The 15,276-nt window shown below is 61.6% G+C and carries 17 protein-coding genes; 11 read left to right on the top strand and 6 right to left on the bottom strand.

Annotated features, from left to right (window positions below; genetic code table 11):
* Positions 1-17 precede the first annotated feature (17 nt).
* Positions 18-374, bottom strand: a complete 357-nt coding sequence (uraH, locus tag ACR0K9_RS00580; protein WP_480819926.1) for a hydroxyisourate hydrolase — start codon at positions 372-374, stop codon at positions 18-20.
* A gap of 166 nt (positions 375-540) precedes the next feature.
* Between uraH and puuE the strand changes: the two genes are divergently transcribed.
* The 3 genes from puuE (at position 541) to ACR0K9_RS00595 (ending at position 3,936) form a co-directional block, all read left to right on the top strand.
* Positions 541-1,959 carry an allantoinase PuuE gene (gene puuE / locus ACR0K9_RS00585; protein WP_480819927.1) on the top strand — a complete coding sequence of 473 codons (1,419 nt, stop codon included), beginning with the start codon at positions 541-543 and terminating at the stop codon, positions 1,957-1,959.
* On the top strand, positions 1,956-2,441 hold the full coding sequence (locus tag ACR0K9_RS00590) for an ureidoglycolate lyase (protein ID WP_480819929.1): 486 nt from the start codon (positions 1,956-1,958) through the stop codon (positions 2,439-2,441). Before puuE ends, ACR0K9_RS00590 begins: the two co-directional genes overlap by 4 nt.
* A gap of 67 nt (positions 2,442-2,508) precedes the next feature.
* On the top strand, positions 2,509-3,936 hold the full coding sequence (locus ACR0K9_RS00595; protein ID WP_480533872.1) for a nucleobase:cation symporter-2 family protein: 1,428 nt from the start codon (positions 2,509-2,511) through the stop codon (positions 3,934-3,936).
* Positions 3,937-3,970: 34 nt separating this feature from the next.
* Here ACR0K9_RS00595 and ACR0K9_RS00600 read toward each other — a convergent pair whose 3' ends face one another.
* The 3 genes from ACR0K9_RS00600 to ACR0K9_RS00610 all read right to left on the bottom strand — a co-directional run bounded on the left by ACR0K9_RS00600 (position 3,971) and on the right by ACR0K9_RS00610 (position 6,261).
* Positions 3,971-4,957 carry a type I glyceraldehyde-3-phosphate dehydrogenase gene (locus ACR0K9_RS00600; protein WP_480819931.1) on the bottom strand — a complete coding sequence of 329 codons (987 nt, stop codon included), beginning with the start codon at positions 4,955-4,957 and terminating at the stop codon, positions 3,971-3,973.
* A 55-nt stretch (positions 4,958-5,012) separates the two neighbouring features.
* On the bottom strand, positions 5,013-5,336 hold the full coding sequence (locus tag ACR0K9_RS00605; RefSeq protein WP_480533868.1) for a hypothetical protein: 324 nt from the start codon (positions 5,334-5,336) through the stop codon (positions 5,013-5,015).
* Between the two features lie 91 nt (positions 5,337-5,427).
* Positions 5,428-6,261: a bifunctional allantoicase/(S)-ureidoglycine aminohydrolase gene (locus tag ACR0K9_RS00610; protein ID WP_480819933.1), complete on the bottom strand. Its 834-nt coding sequence runs from the start codon at positions 6,259-6,261 to the stop codon at positions 5,428-5,430.
* Between the two features lie 175 nt (positions 6,262-6,436).
* On the opposite strand from ACR0K9_RS00610, the gene ACR0K9_RS00615 reads away from it, so the two are divergent.
* A complete protein-coding gene (locus ACR0K9_RS00615) occupies positions 6,437-6,793 on the top strand; it encodes a hypothetical protein (RefSeq protein WP_480819935.1) in 357 nt (118 codons plus the stop codon).
* A gap of 3 nt (positions 6,794-6,796) precedes the next feature.
* Here ACR0K9_RS00615 and ACR0K9_RS00620 read toward each other — a convergent pair whose 3' ends face one another.
* On the bottom strand, positions 6,797-7,732 hold the full coding sequence (locus ACR0K9_RS00620) for a 2-hydroxyacid dehydrogenase (protein WP_480819937.1): 936 nt from the start codon (positions 7,730-7,732) through the stop codon (positions 6,797-6,799).
* Positions 7,733-7,857: 125 nt separating this feature from the next.
* Here ACR0K9_RS00620 and ACR0K9_RS00625 point away from each other — a divergent pair, with 125 nt between their 5' ends.
* The 4 genes from ACR0K9_RS00625 to ACR0K9_RS00640 all read left to right on the top strand — a co-directional run bounded on the left by ACR0K9_RS00625 (position 7,858) and on the right by ACR0K9_RS00640 (position 11,534).
* Complete coding sequence (locus ACR0K9_RS00625) at positions 7,858-9,093, top strand: acyl-CoA dehydrogenase family protein (RefSeq protein WP_480819939.1); 1,236 nt, start codon at positions 7,858-7,860, stop codon at positions 9,091-9,093.
* A 15-nt stretch (positions 9,094-9,108) separates the two neighbouring features.
* On the top strand, positions 9,109-9,909 hold the full coding sequence (locus ACR0K9_RS00630; protein ID WP_480819941.1) for a thioesterase family protein: 801 nt from the start codon (positions 9,109-9,111) through the stop codon (positions 9,907-9,909).
* A gap of 69 nt (positions 9,910-9,978) precedes the next feature.
* Positions 9,979-10,626 carry a DUF1007 family protein gene (locus ACR0K9_RS00635; protein WP_480533857.1) on the top strand — a complete coding sequence of 216 codons (648 nt, stop codon included), beginning with the start codon at positions 9,979-9,981 and terminating at the stop codon, positions 10,624-10,626.
* Positions 10,611-11,534 (top strand): nickel/cobalt transporter, encoded by a 924-nt coding sequence (locus ACR0K9_RS00640; protein WP_480819943.1) that lies wholly within the window; start codon positions 10,611-10,613, stop codon positions 11,532-11,534. Before ACR0K9_RS00635 ends, ACR0K9_RS00640 begins: the two co-directional genes overlap by 16 nt.
* A 2-nt stretch (positions 11,535-11,536) precedes the next feature.
* Here the strand turns inward: ACR0K9_RS00640 and truA are convergent, their stop codons facing one another.
* Complete coding sequence (gene truA, locus ACR0K9_RS00645) at positions 11,537-12,304, bottom strand: tRNA pseudouridine(38-40) synthase TruA (protein WP_480819945.1); 768 nt, start codon at positions 12,302-12,304, stop codon at positions 11,537-11,539.
* Positions 12,305-12,413: 109 nt separating this feature from the next.
* Between truA and ACR0K9_RS00650 the strand changes: the two genes are divergently transcribed.
* From ACR0K9_RS00650 to ACR0K9_RS00660, 3 genes are read left to right on the top strand one after another with little or no spacing between them, the layout of a single operon-like run.
* A complete protein-coding gene (locus ACR0K9_RS00650; protein ID WP_480819947.1) occupies positions 12,414-13,829 on the top strand; it encodes a YcjX family GTP-binding protein in 1,416 nt (471 codons plus the stop codon).
* A complete protein-coding gene (locus tag ACR0K9_RS00655; RefSeq protein WP_480819949.1) occupies positions 13,826-14,281 on the top strand; it encodes an N-acetyltransferase family protein in 456 nt (151 codons plus the stop codon). The genes ACR0K9_RS00650 and ACR0K9_RS00655 overlap by 4 nt, the downstream gene beginning before the upstream one ends.
* Positions 14,274-15,263, top strand: a complete 990-nt coding sequence (locus ACR0K9_RS00660; RefSeq protein ID WP_480819951.1) for a YcjF family protein — start codon at positions 14,274-14,276, stop codon at positions 15,261-15,263. The genes ACR0K9_RS00655 and ACR0K9_RS00660 overlap by 8 nt, the downstream gene beginning before the upstream one ends.
* The last annotated feature ends 13 nt before the right edge of the window (positions 15,264-15,276 follow it).

Consider the following 15,276-nt stretch of genomic DNA (forward strand, 5'->3'; position numbering starts at 1 on the left):
GGCGGGAGCATTCCGGTCTAACTGCCGCGATAGGTGGAATAGCCGTAGGGCGACAGCAAAAGTGGCACGTGATAATGCGCTTGCGGATCGGACATGCCGAAACGGATCGGCACCTGATCCAGAAACAGGGGATCATCGCCATCCTGACCGCTGGCACGCAGGTAGTCCCCGGCGAAGAAAACCAGTTCGTAAGTGCCGGTTTCGAACGCATCTTGCGGCAGGATCGGGCTGTTGGTGCGCCCGTCCGCGTTGGTCTCGGTCTCGGCGAGTTTATGGCGCTCCTCACCGGAAATACGGTAGAGCGATATGCGCAGCCCCTCGGCCGGGCAGCCGCGCGCCGTGTCCAGAACGTGGGTTGTTAGATAACCAGCCACTCGCCTTCTCCTTCGATTTGCCTTTTGGTTTGGCACAGTCTGACGCAAAGTTCAAAACAGTGGAAATGCCGAAAGAACCGGAAACAGCGTTCGGATTGATTTGATAATCCTGCGCGACTTTCTGGGTTATGGCTGAAAGAGACACAAACCAGCACTGGAAGAAAACATGCAGCCGCCTCGTTACCCTCGTGACATGATCGGATACGGAGCCACCCCACCAGATGCCAAATGGCCGGGCGGGGCGAAGCTGGCGGTGCAGATCGTGCTGAACTACGAAGAAGGCGGCGAGAACTGCGTTTTACACGGCGATGCAGCGTCCGAGGCCTTTCTGTCCGAGATTGTCGGCGCTGCGCAATGGCCGGGGCAGCGGCATTGGAACATGGAATCGATCTATGAATACGGCTCGCGCGCCGGGTTCTGGCGCTTGCATCGTTTGATGCAGAACCTGCCAATCACCGTTTACGGGGTGGCGACCGCGCTGGCGCGTTCACCGGATCAGGTCGCCGCGATGAAATCCGCCGGGTGGGAGATTGCCAGCCACGGGCTGAAATGGGTCGAACACAAGGATATGCCCGAAGACGACGAGCGGGCGCAGATCGCCGAGGCCATCCGCCTGCACACCGAAGTGGTCGGCGAGCGCCCGCGTGGCTGGTACACCGGGCGCTGTTCCGACAATACGGTCCGACTGGTGGCCGAAGAGGGCGGGTTCGCCTATGTCGCCGATACCTATGCCGACGATCTACCCTATTGGATGCAAACCGGCGGACGGGATCAGTTGATCGTACCCTATACGCTGGATTGCAATGACATGCGTTTTGCCACCCCGCAGGGGTTCAACGCCGGCGATCAGTTTTATTCCTATCTGAAAGACAGCTTTGACGCGCTTTATGAGGAAGGCGAGGCTGGGGCGCCTAAGATGCTCTCGATCGGTTTGCATTGCCGCCTGATCGGTCGCCCCGGACGGGTGATGGCGTTGAAACGCTTTCTGGACTATGCGCGCAGTTTCTCGGATGTCTGGTTCGCCACACGCCTGCAAATTGCCGAGCACTGGGCGCAAGCACATCCCCCTGCAGAACATCCCAAACCTTCGCAGATGGAACGCGCGACGTTTGTCGAAACCTATAGTGGCATATTCGAGCATTCGGCATGGATTGCAGAACGCGCCTATGATCTGGAGTTGGGTCCGGCGCATGACACGGCGGGCGGGTTGCATAGTGCGTTGGCGCGCATGTTCCGCTCTGCTTCGGAAGAGGAACGATTGGGCGTCCTGACCGCTCACCCGGATCTTGCCGGCAAACTGGCGCAAGCCAAGCGGCTGACACAGGAGAGCACGTCCGAGCAAGCCTCGGCAGGGTTGGATGCGCTGACGGATGAGGAACGCGCGACGTTTACGGGTCTGAATCAGCGCTATACCGACAAATTCGGCTTTCCGTTCATCATCGCCGTGCGGGACCATGACAAGGCCTCGATCCTGCACGCTTTTGAGCGGCGGATCGATCAGGATCGCGATGTTGAGTTCGCCGAGGCCTGCCGTCAGGTCGAACGCATCGCCGAGTTCCGGTTGCGGGACCTGCTGCCGTCATGACGCGCATCGTGGTTGAGCCGATCTCGGCTGCGGAATTTGCGCCCTTCGGTGATCTAATTGACGTCTCGGGATCACCGGACAAGATCATCAATCAGGGGCAATGCGGGCGGTATCATGACCGCGCTTCGCTGGATTTCTCGGCAGGCCGTGCCGGCCTCAGCCTGTTTGACGCCAATCCGCGGGCGTTGCCCTATCGGCTGGAGATGGTCGAACGGCATCCCGAAGGCAGCCAGGCTTTTATTCCAATGACCCACCAGCCGTTTCTGGTGATCGTCGCCCCGGATGAAGGCGGGCAGCCGGGCCAGCCACGTGCCTTTTTCACGCAACCCGGGCAGGCGGTGAATTATCACCGGGGCACCTGGCACGGTGTTCTGACACCGCTGCATGGCCCCGGCCTGTTTGCCGTCGTTGACCGGATCGGAGACGGTCCAAACCTGGAAGAATACTGGTTCAGCACGCCCTACGAGGTGGTCGATCGCTGATACCGGAACCGAAGCCGCCGGAGAAGCGGTAAGAACCCCATTGGATCTTAGGGAGGACAATGAGATCATGGCCGAAACTTCGATAGGGACCCCCGAACAGCTTCGGGACCCGAATTATACACCCGCCTTACACAAAGCGATACCTCTGGGCATTCAGCATGTGCTGGCGATGTTTGTCTCGAACGTGACCCCCGCCATCATCGTGGCCGGTGCCGCCGGGTTCGGGTTTGGATCGAATTCCCCGGATTTTCCCGAACTGCTGTATCTGATCCAGATGTCGATGCTGTTTGCGGGGCTGGCGACTCTGCTGCAGACCGTCACGCTGGGACCTGTCGGTGCGGCACTGCCGATTGTTCAGGGAACAAGCTTTGCATTCCTGCCCATCATGATCCCGCTTGTCGCCGGGAAAGGTGTGGATGCGCTGGCAGCGCTGTTCGGCGGCGTCCTGATCGGTGGCCTGTTTCACGCGTTTCTTGGTCTGTTCATCGGAAAAATACGGTTTGCGTTGCCGCCGCTTGTGACCGGGCTGGTCGTGACAATGATCGGTTTGGCGCTGGTCAAGGTGGGCATTCAATACGCGGCCGGTGGCGTGCCAGCGATTGGCACGCCGGAATATGGATCGCTGCTCAACTGGTCGGCGGCTCTGGTCGTGGTTGTCGTGACACTGGGCCTCAAGTTCTTTGCGCGCGGCATGCTGTCGGTCTCCGCCGTCTTGATTGGTCTGGCCGTCGGCTACGTCTACGCGCTGATGGTCGGTATGGTCACATTCGAGGCAATCGGAACAAGCTGGTCGCGCGCGTCGGCCTTTGCGCTGCCGGTGCCGTTCAAATACGGGTTTGAATTCTCGCTGGCCGCAGTGATCGGGTTCTGTCTGATGTCCTTCGTCTCGGCCATCGAAACCGTTGGTGACGTATCCGGTATCACCAAGGGGGGCGCAGGTCGTGAAGCAACCGATCACGAGATCGCAGGCGCGACCTATGCCGATGGTTTCGGAACCGCGCTGGCCGGTCTGTTCGGCGGCTTTCCCAACACCTCGTTCAGCCAGAATGTCGGGTTGATCGCAATGACCGGCGTCATGAGCCGCCACGTCGTGACCTGCGGGGCCGTATTCCTGATCCTATGTGGTCTTGTGCCGAAGGTCGGGGCGATTATCCGCACTGTGCCTATCGAAGTACTGGGCGGCGGCGTGATTGTCATGTTCGGCATGGTGGTGGCGGCGGGTATCTCGATGCTGTCGGACGTGGATTGGAACCGTCGCAACATGGTGATCTTTGCGATTTCACTGTCGATTGGTCTTGGTTTGCAACTGGAACCCGGCGCGGTTCAGCATTTGCCGGATACCTTGCGAATCCTGATGACCAGCGGCCTGTTACCAGCGGCCTTGATCGCCATCGTGTTGAACCTTGTGCTGCCGGAAGAACTGGCCGAAGAATCGACCGAAGAGGTTTCGGGCGGTATGGCCGGTCACGGTTCCGGCAGTCTGCCCCACGACTAAGCGCTATCGGACAGCCCTGCATTTTGCGGGGCTGTCACGTCCCGGCCATCAGCCGTGCAACATCCAGCATGCGGGCCGAAAACCCCCATTCATTGTCATACCAGCCGAATACGCGGATCTGATGCGCGCCGATCATGCGTGTCTCAGGCCCGGCCAGTACCAGCGATTCCGGGCGCGACCGCAAATCCGAAGAGACCAGCGGCAGGTCGGTCCATCCCAACACATCCGACCGGGTGACCGCTTCGCGCAGTGCCTGATCGAACTGTTCGGCTGTCATGCCGCGTTCCAGCGTTGCGACAAGGTCGATGGCAGAGACGCTGGCGGTGGGAACCCGAACCGCCGCACCCGAGATGCGACCGGCAAGGTGGGGCAGAACCACGTCGATCAGATGCGTCGCGCTGGAGGTTGTCGGCACCATCGACAGCGCTCCGGCGCGGGAACGGGCAAGGTCGCCGCGCGGGGCATCGATCATCGGCTGGCTGTTGGTATAGCAATGGATCGTGGTCATGTGGGCCGAGACCAGCCCTCCGACCGTATCGATCAGTTTGACCAGTGGCGCCAGACCGTTGGTGGTGCAGGACGCGTTCGACACGATGCGGGCATTGCCCAGTTGGTCTTCGTTTGCGCCCAATACCACCGTTACTTCAGCGGCAGGTGACGGCCCCGAGATCAACACTTTGCCTGCGCCCGCGCTCAGCCCGCGGCTGGCGACATCCGACGTGCGGGCGATGCCGGTGCAATCCAGCATGACATCGACACCGGACAGATCAACACGCGCCAGATCGGTGCTGTGTGACATCGCAATGGCGCGCCCGTCGACGATGAGCGTGGCGTCTTCGTATGTGACCGAACCGGGGTAGGGGCCGAAGGTGCTGTCGTATTGGAACAGATAGGCGCAGGTCTCGATCGGAGCGATGTCGTTGATCAACACCAGCTCAATATCCGAATGCTGCGGCAGGCTCAGGACCTGACGCAGAATCGAGCGGCCGATGCGGCCGAATCCATTGATCGCTATTCTCATGGTCCAGCTATGGCAGGCCGGTTATGCGACCTCAATGATTGGATTGTACCAATTTTCAGCCGCAGTTGACCTGTGAGAAGAACTGGCCCGATATGTTCTGATACATGCTGGACACGATGACTTTGCAGCCGGTCGCCTGCTGGATCGCGGCAATCGCCTGAATGGTGCGCAGGCGCGGCGGCGGGCCGAACGGGTTCAGGTTGTTATTGTCGCGGGTGGCCCGATAGACCACCGGCGCGTCAGCGACTTGCGTGACCGCCCAAGTGCGGCTCATGACGAAGACGGACTTGGTTTCTTCCTTGGCAGCGACCGGTGCCGCGTTGAATGCCGTAAGACCAAGGGTCGTTGCCAGTGCAATCATCGTTCCGCGCAGTAACATCGAACTATCTCCAGTGCTGAAAACTCATGTGATTTCATCAGATTCCAGCGATTCTGGGAACCCCCGCACGGTAATTTAGCCCAACTCTGAATCAGCGGGCGGACACCGAAAGAGGCATGTGGCGGTTCACATCTTTATAGAGCAAATAGCGAAACCGCCCCGGTCCACCGGCATAACAGGCTTGCGGGCAGAACGCGCGCAGCCACATATAATCGCCCGCCTCGACCTCGACCCAGTCCTGATTGAGGCGGTAAACTGCCTTGCCTTCAAGCACATAAAGCCCGTGTTCCATTACATGGGTCTCGGCAAAGGGGATCACGCCGCCGGGTTCGAAATTGACGATATTGACGTGCATGTCGTGCCGCAGATCTGCCGGATCGGTGAACCGCGTGGTGGACCAACGCCCCTGTGTGCCGGGCATTTCGACAGGGGTCACATCGCGCTCATTGGTGATGATCGGATCAGGGACGGGCAGGCCGGACACTGTCTGATAAGCCTTGCGCACCCAGTGGAAGCGGGCGACCGCGTCAGATCGGTTATGTAATGTCCAATCGCTGCCGGGCGGGATATAGGCATAGCCGCCGGTATCCAGCTCATGCGTCGCCCCGCCCAATGTCAGGGTCACGCGCCCCTCGACCACAAAGAGAACCCCTTGTGCGTTCGGATCGGTTTCAGGCTTGTTGCTGCCACCGCCGGGCTGCACCTCCATGATGTATTGTGAAAAGGTCTCGGCAAACCCGCTCAGCGGTCGGGACAGGACCCAGAGACGCGTGCCTTCCCAAAACGGCAGAAAGCTGGTGACGATGTCGCGCATGGTACCTTTGGGGATCACCGCATAGGCATCGGTGAACATGGCGCGGTCGGTCAAAAGTTGCTCTTGCCCGGGATGCCCGCCGGTGGGCGCGTAGTAGTTTGAATGTGTCATCGCATGCCTCTGCTGAATTTGACGCCACTATCTGCCGAATGCGCAGGTCATCCTAGCACCCGCCTTGCGAAAGGTTTGTTCGGGATAATTTGAAGGTGGCCAAGCTAAGGCTTGGCCGCAGTCGCGCTGGGGTATATCCTTGAGGGCAAATGTATTTCAGTTCAGAGAGGCGCTCATGAAAGCCCGAGTTTCTGTTGTTTTGGCCACCGTCCTGGCGCTTGCCCTAGGCGGGGCCGCGCAGGCCAAACCGATCTCACGTATTATTGCCGAGATGGGCCTGACCCCTGCCGATTTCGAAGTGGTGAATGCCACGTCGAATGCGCTGCTGAACGCGGGGGCGCCCTCGGTCGGGAAAGAGAGGGGCTGGGTCAATGACGACACCGGATCGAAAGGGACGGTGCGCATTCAAAATGTGCAGGGAAACTGCGTGATTTTGCAGCATGTCATTCAGCCTGAAGGCGCCGCGGATGCCCGTGACATCAGAACCCGGCGGTGCAAGACGGCGGACGGCAACTGGCTGCTGGCGCCCTGAGCGTCAGTAGCCAAGCTGCCGGTCGACCTCATGCAGCAGGGCCGTGCCGGATTGCAGCCTGCGGAAGTTTTCGGCCACATCCGACAGCGCGTCGCCCAGATGCCAGCCCGAGACATGCGGTGTGATCGTCACCCCCGGGTGCCGCCACAGGGGGCTTTCGGCGGGTAGAGGCTCCTGCCGGGTGACATCCAGAACCGCATGGGCGGGCATGCCTCGATCCAGAGCGGCCATCAGCGCCGCCTCGTCGATCAAATCCCCGCGCCCTGCGTTGAGCAGGTGACTTCCCGGTTTCATCGATGCAAGCATCCCGGCGTCGAACAGGTCCACCGTTGCGGGGGTCGATGGCAGAATGGCGCAGACATAATCGCTTTGTCCCAGCAGCGCTGGCAGAGCGTCATTGCCATGCATACATGTGATCCCGTCGATCTGTTTCGGCGACCGGCTCCACCCCAACACCTGAAAACCCACCGCGCGCAGCATTTTGGCGGTGCGCCCGCCAATATGACCCAGCCCCAGAACGCCGACGACGGTATCCGGTGTGAACAGGGGCGCCTGCGGTGCCCATTCGGCGCGATTCTGAGCGGCGTCGTACTGCGTCATGTGGCGCTGTGTGCGCAGGATATAGGCCAGAAACCACTCGGCGATGCCCTGCGCCGGCGCGTCCGGTTTCAGCCGGGCAACCCGCACATGATCGGGCAGGTCCGGATGGCTGACGATGGTTTCGACCCCGGCGCCCAGTTTCTGAACCAGTTTCAGGTTCGGCGCCCGCAAGGGCAGGTCGTGCTGCAAATCCACCACGGCGGCCATGGTGATCTCATCCGCGTTTCCGATCGTGTCGGGGGTGCGCACATCCGCGCCCGGTTCAAGCTGCCGTAACTCGTGCGCGACCTCCGCGTCGCTCAGCCAGCCCGTGATACCGGTTTCAATCAACAGCGCCATTTGCGTGGCTCCTCCCGTCATTTTGCCCAAGTGACGTTCCGTCACCAATCTGGACAGCGTCAGGGCAGCTAAGCCATCTTCGGGACGAAGGTAAAGGCTGGCCTGCCGCCGCGAGGAGAGTTTCCATGACCATGACATTCGGACTGCGCGAGGAAAACCGCGCCCTGCTGCAACGTGTAGCGGACATGATCCGCGATGAGGTCATACCGCTTGAGCAGGAATACCAGGCCGAGGTCAACTCAGGCGACCGCTGGCAGTATACCGAACGTCAGACCGAGATTCTGGAGGGCCTCAAGGCCAAAGCCAAGGCGGCGGGGCTGTGGAATTTCTGGCTGACCGACAGCGACAAGGGTTTTGGCCTGAGCACGGTTGAATACGCCTATTTTGCCGAGGAAATGGGCAAGACCCCCTTGGGCGCCGAAGTGTTCAACTGCTCGGCCCCCGATACCGGCAACATGGAGGTCTTCGAACGCTACGGCTCTGACGCGATGAAAGAGCAGTGGTTGAAGCCGTTGCTTGAGGGACAGATCCGGTCGGCCTATCTGATGACCGAACCTGACGTGGCCTCATCAGATGCCACCAATATCGCGATGTCCTGTGTGCGGGATGGGAACGACTATGTTCTGAACGGCGAGAAATGGTGGTCTTCGGGCGCAGGTGATCCGCGCTGCAAGGTCTATATCGTAATGGTCAAAACCGGCAGCGACGATCTGCCCAAGCATCAACGCCAGTCGATGATCGTGGTGCCAGCCGACACACCCGGGATCGAGGTGCTGCGCCCGATGGAGGTGTACGGCCATGACGACGCCCCGCATGGCCATATGCATATCCGGTTTACAGATGTCCGGGTTCCGGCTGAGAACATCCTGCTGGGTGAGGGGCGCGGGTTTGAGATTGCGCAAGGCAGATTGGGGCCGGGTCGCATTCACCATTGCATGCGCGCCATTGGTCAGGCCGAAGCGGCGCTGGAGCAGATGTGCAAACGCGCGCTACAGCGCGAGGCGTTCGGTAAGAAGCTGGCCCAGTTGGGCGCAAACTACGACATCATTGCCGAATGCCGGATGGAGATCGAAATGGCTCGTCTGCTGTGTCTGAAGGCGGCGTGGTACATGGATCAGGGCGACGCGCGGGCGGCGGCTCCGTGGATCAGTCAGATCAAGGTTGTGGCCCCCAAGGTCGCGTTGAAAGTGATCGATGAGGCCGTGCAGATGTTTGGCGCGCAGGGGATCAGTCAGGACACGCCTCTGGCCAATGCTTGGACGCACGTACGCACGCTGCGTCTGGCGGACGGGCCGGACGCGGTGCACCGTCGTCAGGTCGCACGTGCCGAATTGAAGAAATACACGCAGGAAAAAGTCTGAGGCAACGGAACCACGATGACATTGGATGTGCTGGGGCAGGCGTATTTCCACCAGAATGCGCAGGGTGTGTTTGTCGGCAATGATCCCGCGCGCGGGCCGTGGTCTGCCGATCACTGTCACGCCGGCCCTGTCAGCGGGCTGATCGTGCGGGCGGCGGAAACCGAGGTTGGCCCTGAGAAGATGCTGACTCGGCTGACCGTCGATCTGCTGCGTCCACTGCCTCTGGCCGGGTTGTGGGTCGCGGCGGAAACCACGCGTCATACCAAGACGCTGGCGACCACGCGGGTCACTGTGCATGATCTGGACGATACGCTATGCGCCACAGCGACCACGATGCACATGGCCCGCAGAAACCTCGGGGCGGTGCCCAATGTCGACCTGCCCGCACCGCGTACCGAGGATATGGTGGATGGCCCGTTTCCCATCGGTGAGATGCGCCACGATCTGCCAGGCTTCGCCCATCACTCTCAGATCGGTTATCCCGAAGGCGGCAAGCAGGGGGCGGGGCCCAAAACGGTCTGGATGCGTACGCCCCCTTTGTTGGAGGGTGAGGAGCCGTCGCCGATCCAGTCTCTGTGCCCTTTGGCCGATTGCGGTAACGGCATATCGTGGAACGCACCCACGACCGAGATGGGCTTCATGAACACCGACCTGACGGTGCAAATCCACCGCGAGCCGGTTTCGGACTGGCTCGCCTCCGATTCGATTTCGCATTGGCAGCCCTCAGGCATCGGCATGTCGCAGTCGGTCCTGTTCGACACTCAAGGGCCAATCGGGACGGCATTGCAGACACTGGTACTGTTCCCGCCGGGCTGAACGGCAGTTTTCTGCAGGATCGCGCCAAATCGGATTGCCGCCCTACGCTGCGCATCCTATCTTCTCCATATGCGCTGGCTTGTCCTCTCTTTGACCTGCTGCCTGCCGATCCCGGCTTTTGCCCATCCGCATGTCTTTATCGACACGGGGCTCGAGTTTGTGGTCGATGATGCGGGCAACCTGACCCATGTGCGCGTGACCTGGGCCTATGACGAATTCTACTCGCTGCTGGTTCTGGAAGACATGCGATTGGATCAGGATGGCGATGGCGTGCTGACAGAAGCGGAAGAGCAGGTGCTGAGTGGCTTCGATGCGCAATGGGTCGAAGGCTACAACGGAGATCTGGTCATCCGCATGGGTGACAGCGTGATCCCTCTGTCCGGTCCGCTGGAGCCGAGCGCAACCACCGAGGATGCCCGCATCGTGACCACCCATCTGCGTGCGGTCGAAGGCGCGCCGGTTCCGGCCAGCGCCCTGACGATCAAGGCCTTCGACGAAAGCTTTTATACCGCCTACGAGTTGACCCGGCCCGTGACAGTCTCGGGCGGCACGGGCTGTGACATCGAACGCACCGATCCCGATATCGATGGGGAACTGGCGCAGATGCAGGCCTTCCTGCTGACGCTGGACGCTGACTACGACCTTGAGGAGAATGATATCCCTCTGGTTGGTGAGAAATTTGCAACCGAGATCAGGCTTTCATGTCCCGGTACCTGATTGTCCCCGTTGCCATCGCTTGCGGGGTTTTGTTGTGGTTCTGGGGCAGCGGAGGCTTTGACCACCTCGCCGCCTGGGCCGCCGGAGAGCAGCGCGAATTCCAAAACCAGATCGCCCGTGCCCTGCGCGCGGCGCGCGCCGAACAGCCCGAGGCCGTCGCGACGCTGCTGACCGTCTGTTTCGCCTATGGATTTTTCCATGCCATTGGTCCGGGCCATGGCAAGGTTCTGATCGGAGGCTATGGGCTGGGTCGTCGGGTGGCGTTCTGGCGGTTATCCGCGATCAGTGTTCTGTCCAGTCTCGGGCAGGCAGTGACCGCCGTCGTGCTGGTCTACGCAGGCGTGCTGGTGTTCCAGATGTCGCGCGAGTCGCTGGTCGGTACCACCGAACAGGTCATGGCACCGATCAGCTATGGTGCCATTGCCGCGATTGGCTTGTGGCTGATCTTTCGCGCCATCCGCAGCTTTGCGCGGCGTCACAAAAGCCAGACACCGCATACACACGACCACCATCACCATACGCATGATCATGATCACGGCGTTTGTTCCGACTGTGGCCACCGTCACGGACCCAGCGCGGAAGAGGTCGCACAGGTCGGCAACCTGCGTGAAGCGCTGATCCTGATCGCGGGCATCGCCGCGCGCCCCTGTACCGGAGCATTGTTCGTACTGATCCTGACGTGGCAGATGGGCATCGCGATGGTCGGCATCGCCGGAGCGTTCGCCATGGCACTGGGCACCGCAACCGTGACAACGCTGGTTGGGTGGACGTCCTTCGGTCTGCGCGGAGGATTGCTGGCCTCCGCCTCGGCCACGCGCTTTGCGTCGGTATTGGCCCCGACGATCGAGCTGGTTGCGGGCCTGATCATCGCGGTGATCGCAAGCGGGCTGTTGCTGCGGGCGTTATGAATTTAGTCAAACACCGGCTCAGGATATCCAACCCGCGCCAGATACAGCCCTTGCGGCGGGCAGACCGGCCCACAGGCCGCGCGATCAACCGCCTCAAGCGCGTTTCGCACATCCTCGGGTGCCCATGCCCCCGCACCCACGCGTTCTAACGTGCCAACGAAGCTGCGCACCTGATTGTGCAGGAACGACCGGGCGCGGACATGGAAGTGGATTTCAGGGCCCGAAAAGCCCTGAACCTGTTCCACCCGCAATTCATCCAGCGTTTTGACCGGGCTGGCCGCCTGACAGATGGACGAGCGGAAGGTGGTAAAGTCATGCCGCCCGATCAGCATATCGGCCCCGACCTGCATCGCCGCGGCATCCAGCGTGTGATTGATCTGCCAGACCTGCCCCCGATCATGGGTCGCGGGCGCACGGCGCATCAGGATGCGGAACAGATACTGCCGCTCGAGCGCTGAAAAGCGCGCGTGCCAGTCGTCATCGACCCGCGCAGCTTTGACAATGGCGACAGGCTGCGGCTTGAGGTGATAGTTCAACGCCTCGGACAGCCGGAACGGGTCCCAGTTTTTGACCAGATCGCAATGGGCCACTTGCCCCAGCGCGTGCACACCTGCATCGGTGCGACCGGCGGCAGCGATGGTATGCGCGCCGGGTTCGATCCGCGACAAAGCCTGTTCGATTGCCCCCTGGACCGAGGGCAGCTCTTTCTGCCGCTGCCAACCGGCAAACGGTTCCCCTTGGTACTCGACTTTCAATGCGTATCTGGGCATGGGGCGCTGGTATCGCGCCTTGGACGGGCGGGCAAGGGGGCGAAAGCTCTGGCAACTCCAGCGACCGCTACCTATCTTGGGCCAAACGATAATTGCGGGGCGTGACAGCTTGGTCATCTCATCATTGGCAGACAGTCTGGTGCGCGGCGTCGAATCCGTGGGTGACCGAGTGTCCGAGACCCTCTTCGAGCCGGTCATAAGGTTGGGTGTCACCGGACTGGCCCGATCGGGCAAGACCGTGTTCATCACATCGCTGGTGGCCAATCTGCTGGACCGGGGCCGCATGACGGGGTTGGTGGCGCAGCAAGAAGGGCGGATCACCGCCAGCTACCTGCAGCCGCAGCCCGACGATACCGTGCCCCGGTTTGATTTCGAATCCCACCTTTCCGCGCTGACCGGGCCCGCGCCGCACTGGCCCGACAGCACCCGCGCCGTGTCGGAACTGCGCCTGTCGTTCAAGGTTCAGCCCGCAGGTCTGCTGTCGGGGTTGCAGGGGCCACGCACGCTGCATCTGGATATCGTGGATTATCCCGGTGAATGGCTGCTGGATCTGGCCTTGCTGGACAAGTCATATGAACAGTGGTCGCAGGATACGCTGGAGCATATCGCGAACCGCCCGCAAGCCGAGGCGTTTTTGGCGCGGGCCAAAGGGGCAGACCCAAATGCATCCCACGATGAACCACAGGCACAGGACCTCGCCCGCAGCTTCACCGATTATCTGAACGCCGCGCGAGAAGCCGGGTTCTACGACTGCACCCCCGGTCGGTTTCTTCTGCCGGGGGACCTCGCCGGGTCTCCTGTGTTGACCTTCGCGCCGCTGCCGGTGACCGGGGCGTCGAACCGCCGGACGTTGCACCGCGAGATGGAGCGCCGGTATGAGGCCTATAAAGCGCAGGTGGTCAAACCATTCTTTCGCGATCATTTTGCCCGGATCGACCGGCAGATCGTTATGGTCGATGCGCTGGGCGCGATTCACAAAGGCCCGCAAGCGGTCGAGGATATGCGCCGCGCGATGGCCGATATCCTGTCGGCCTTCCGCCCCGGTCGCAATGCGTGGCTGAACAGGCTGCTGCTGGGCAAACGGGTCGAGCGTATCCTGTTTGCCGCCACCAAGGCCGATCACCTGCATCACCTTCAGCACCCGCGCCTGACCGCTATCATCGAGGCCCTGACCCGCGAGGCCCGCGACCGCGCCAGCTTTGCCGGCGCCGAGACAGCGGCCCTGTCGCTGGCATCGCTTCGGACCACCACGGAAGAGATGCGCAGCCACAATGGCGTTGAACTTCCCTGCGTGCGCGGCACCCTGTTGAACAGTGGCAAACAGGCGGCGTTCTATCCCGGGGACCTGCCAGAGGACCCGGCCCATGTGCTTGGCCCTGCGCGCAACGGGGCCGAGGGATGGCTGGGTGAGGAATATGGCAATATGGCCTTTGCGCCCGCGCACCTGACCCTGAACCCCGGCGACGGTCCTCCGCATATCCGGCTGGACCGAGCCGCGCAGTTTCTGATCGGAGATCGGCTGTGACAGTGATCCTCCGCTCAGCGCGCAGTACCGATGCCGGAACCACCGGTGCAATCCTGCACGGTTTCGCACGGGAAAACGACTGGATGCCCGAGCTGCATTCCGAGGCCGAAACCATCGCCTTTTGCGGCAGGATGATTGATCTGGGGTGGGTCACAGTGGCCGAAATGCAGGGGCAGGTGGCTGGATTTCTGGCGCTGAACGGGGACGAGGTGCAGTCGCTTTATCTGGCGGACCACGCCCGCGGGAAAGGGATCGGGCAGCAATTGCTGGACCATGCCAAGGCGCAGCGCCCAACGCTCAACCTATATGCATTTCAGGCCAATCGCCGCGCGTGCTGCTTCTATGAATGCAATGGCTTTGTCGAAGTTGCGCGCGGCGATGGGTCAGAGAATGACGAAAACCTGCCGGACATCAAATATGTCTGGACTCGTGAGGAGATCGCCAATGGCTAAGGGTCCGGTTCTGATCGATCTGGAAGACGACACCCCGGCGGGCGATGTCTCAACCGCTCCGCCGGTGCCGGATATCGCGGCTCCGCAGGGGCAGGCGATGCAGGCGGCGGTTCGCTTTGCGGCGCGGAAACCTTCGGTTCTGGCGCGTTGGTTCTGGGGGCTGGCGGTTGCGGTCGTGGGGGCGGTGGTCTCGGTCGCTGCGTGGGATTTTGCCATCTCGCTATTGGAACGTGCTCCGGTTCTGGGATTGATTGTCACGGGTCTGATCGCGGCCTTGCTGTTGGTCGTGCTGGTCATCGCGCTGCGCGAACTGGCCGCAATCAGCCGCCTGTCTCGCGTCGACGGGTTGCGCCGCGCCGCTGATACTGCGCTGGCGGACGAGGACCTGTCACAGGCCCGCGCCGTTACCACTCGCCTGATCACGTTCTACAAAGGGCGGGGCGATACCCGCTGGGGTCGCGACCGTCTGACCGAGCGGATGGGAGAGCAATTCGATGCCGCAACCCTGCTGACATTGGCCGAGGACGAATTGCTGGCCCCGCTGGACGCCGCCGCCAGCCGCGAGGTTGAGGCCGCCGCCCGACAGGTTGCGACCGTGACCGCCCTGGTGCCGCTGGCGCTGGCTGATGTCGCGACGGCTCTGGCAAGCTCGCTGCGCATGATCCGACGGATTGCGGAAATCTACGGCGGGCGGGCGGGTTTTCTGGGTAGCTGGCGCCTGACCCGTGCTGTGTTTGTCCATCTGGTCGCAACCGGAGCCGTCGCGGTGGGCGATGATCTGCTGGAACCGATCCTGGGCGGCTCGGTCCTCAGCAAATTATCTCGTCGGTTCGGCGAGGGGCTGGTCAACGGCGCGCTGACGGCCCGTGTGGGTGTAGCCGCGATGGAGGTCTGCCGGCCTCTGCCCTTCTCAACGCGCCACAAACCCTCGACCCGAGGCATGATCAAACGCGCGCTGAGCGGGCTGTTTTCCAAGAGTTGATCTGGCGCAAAGT

The organism is Ruegeria sp. L12 (assembly GCF_056531745.1).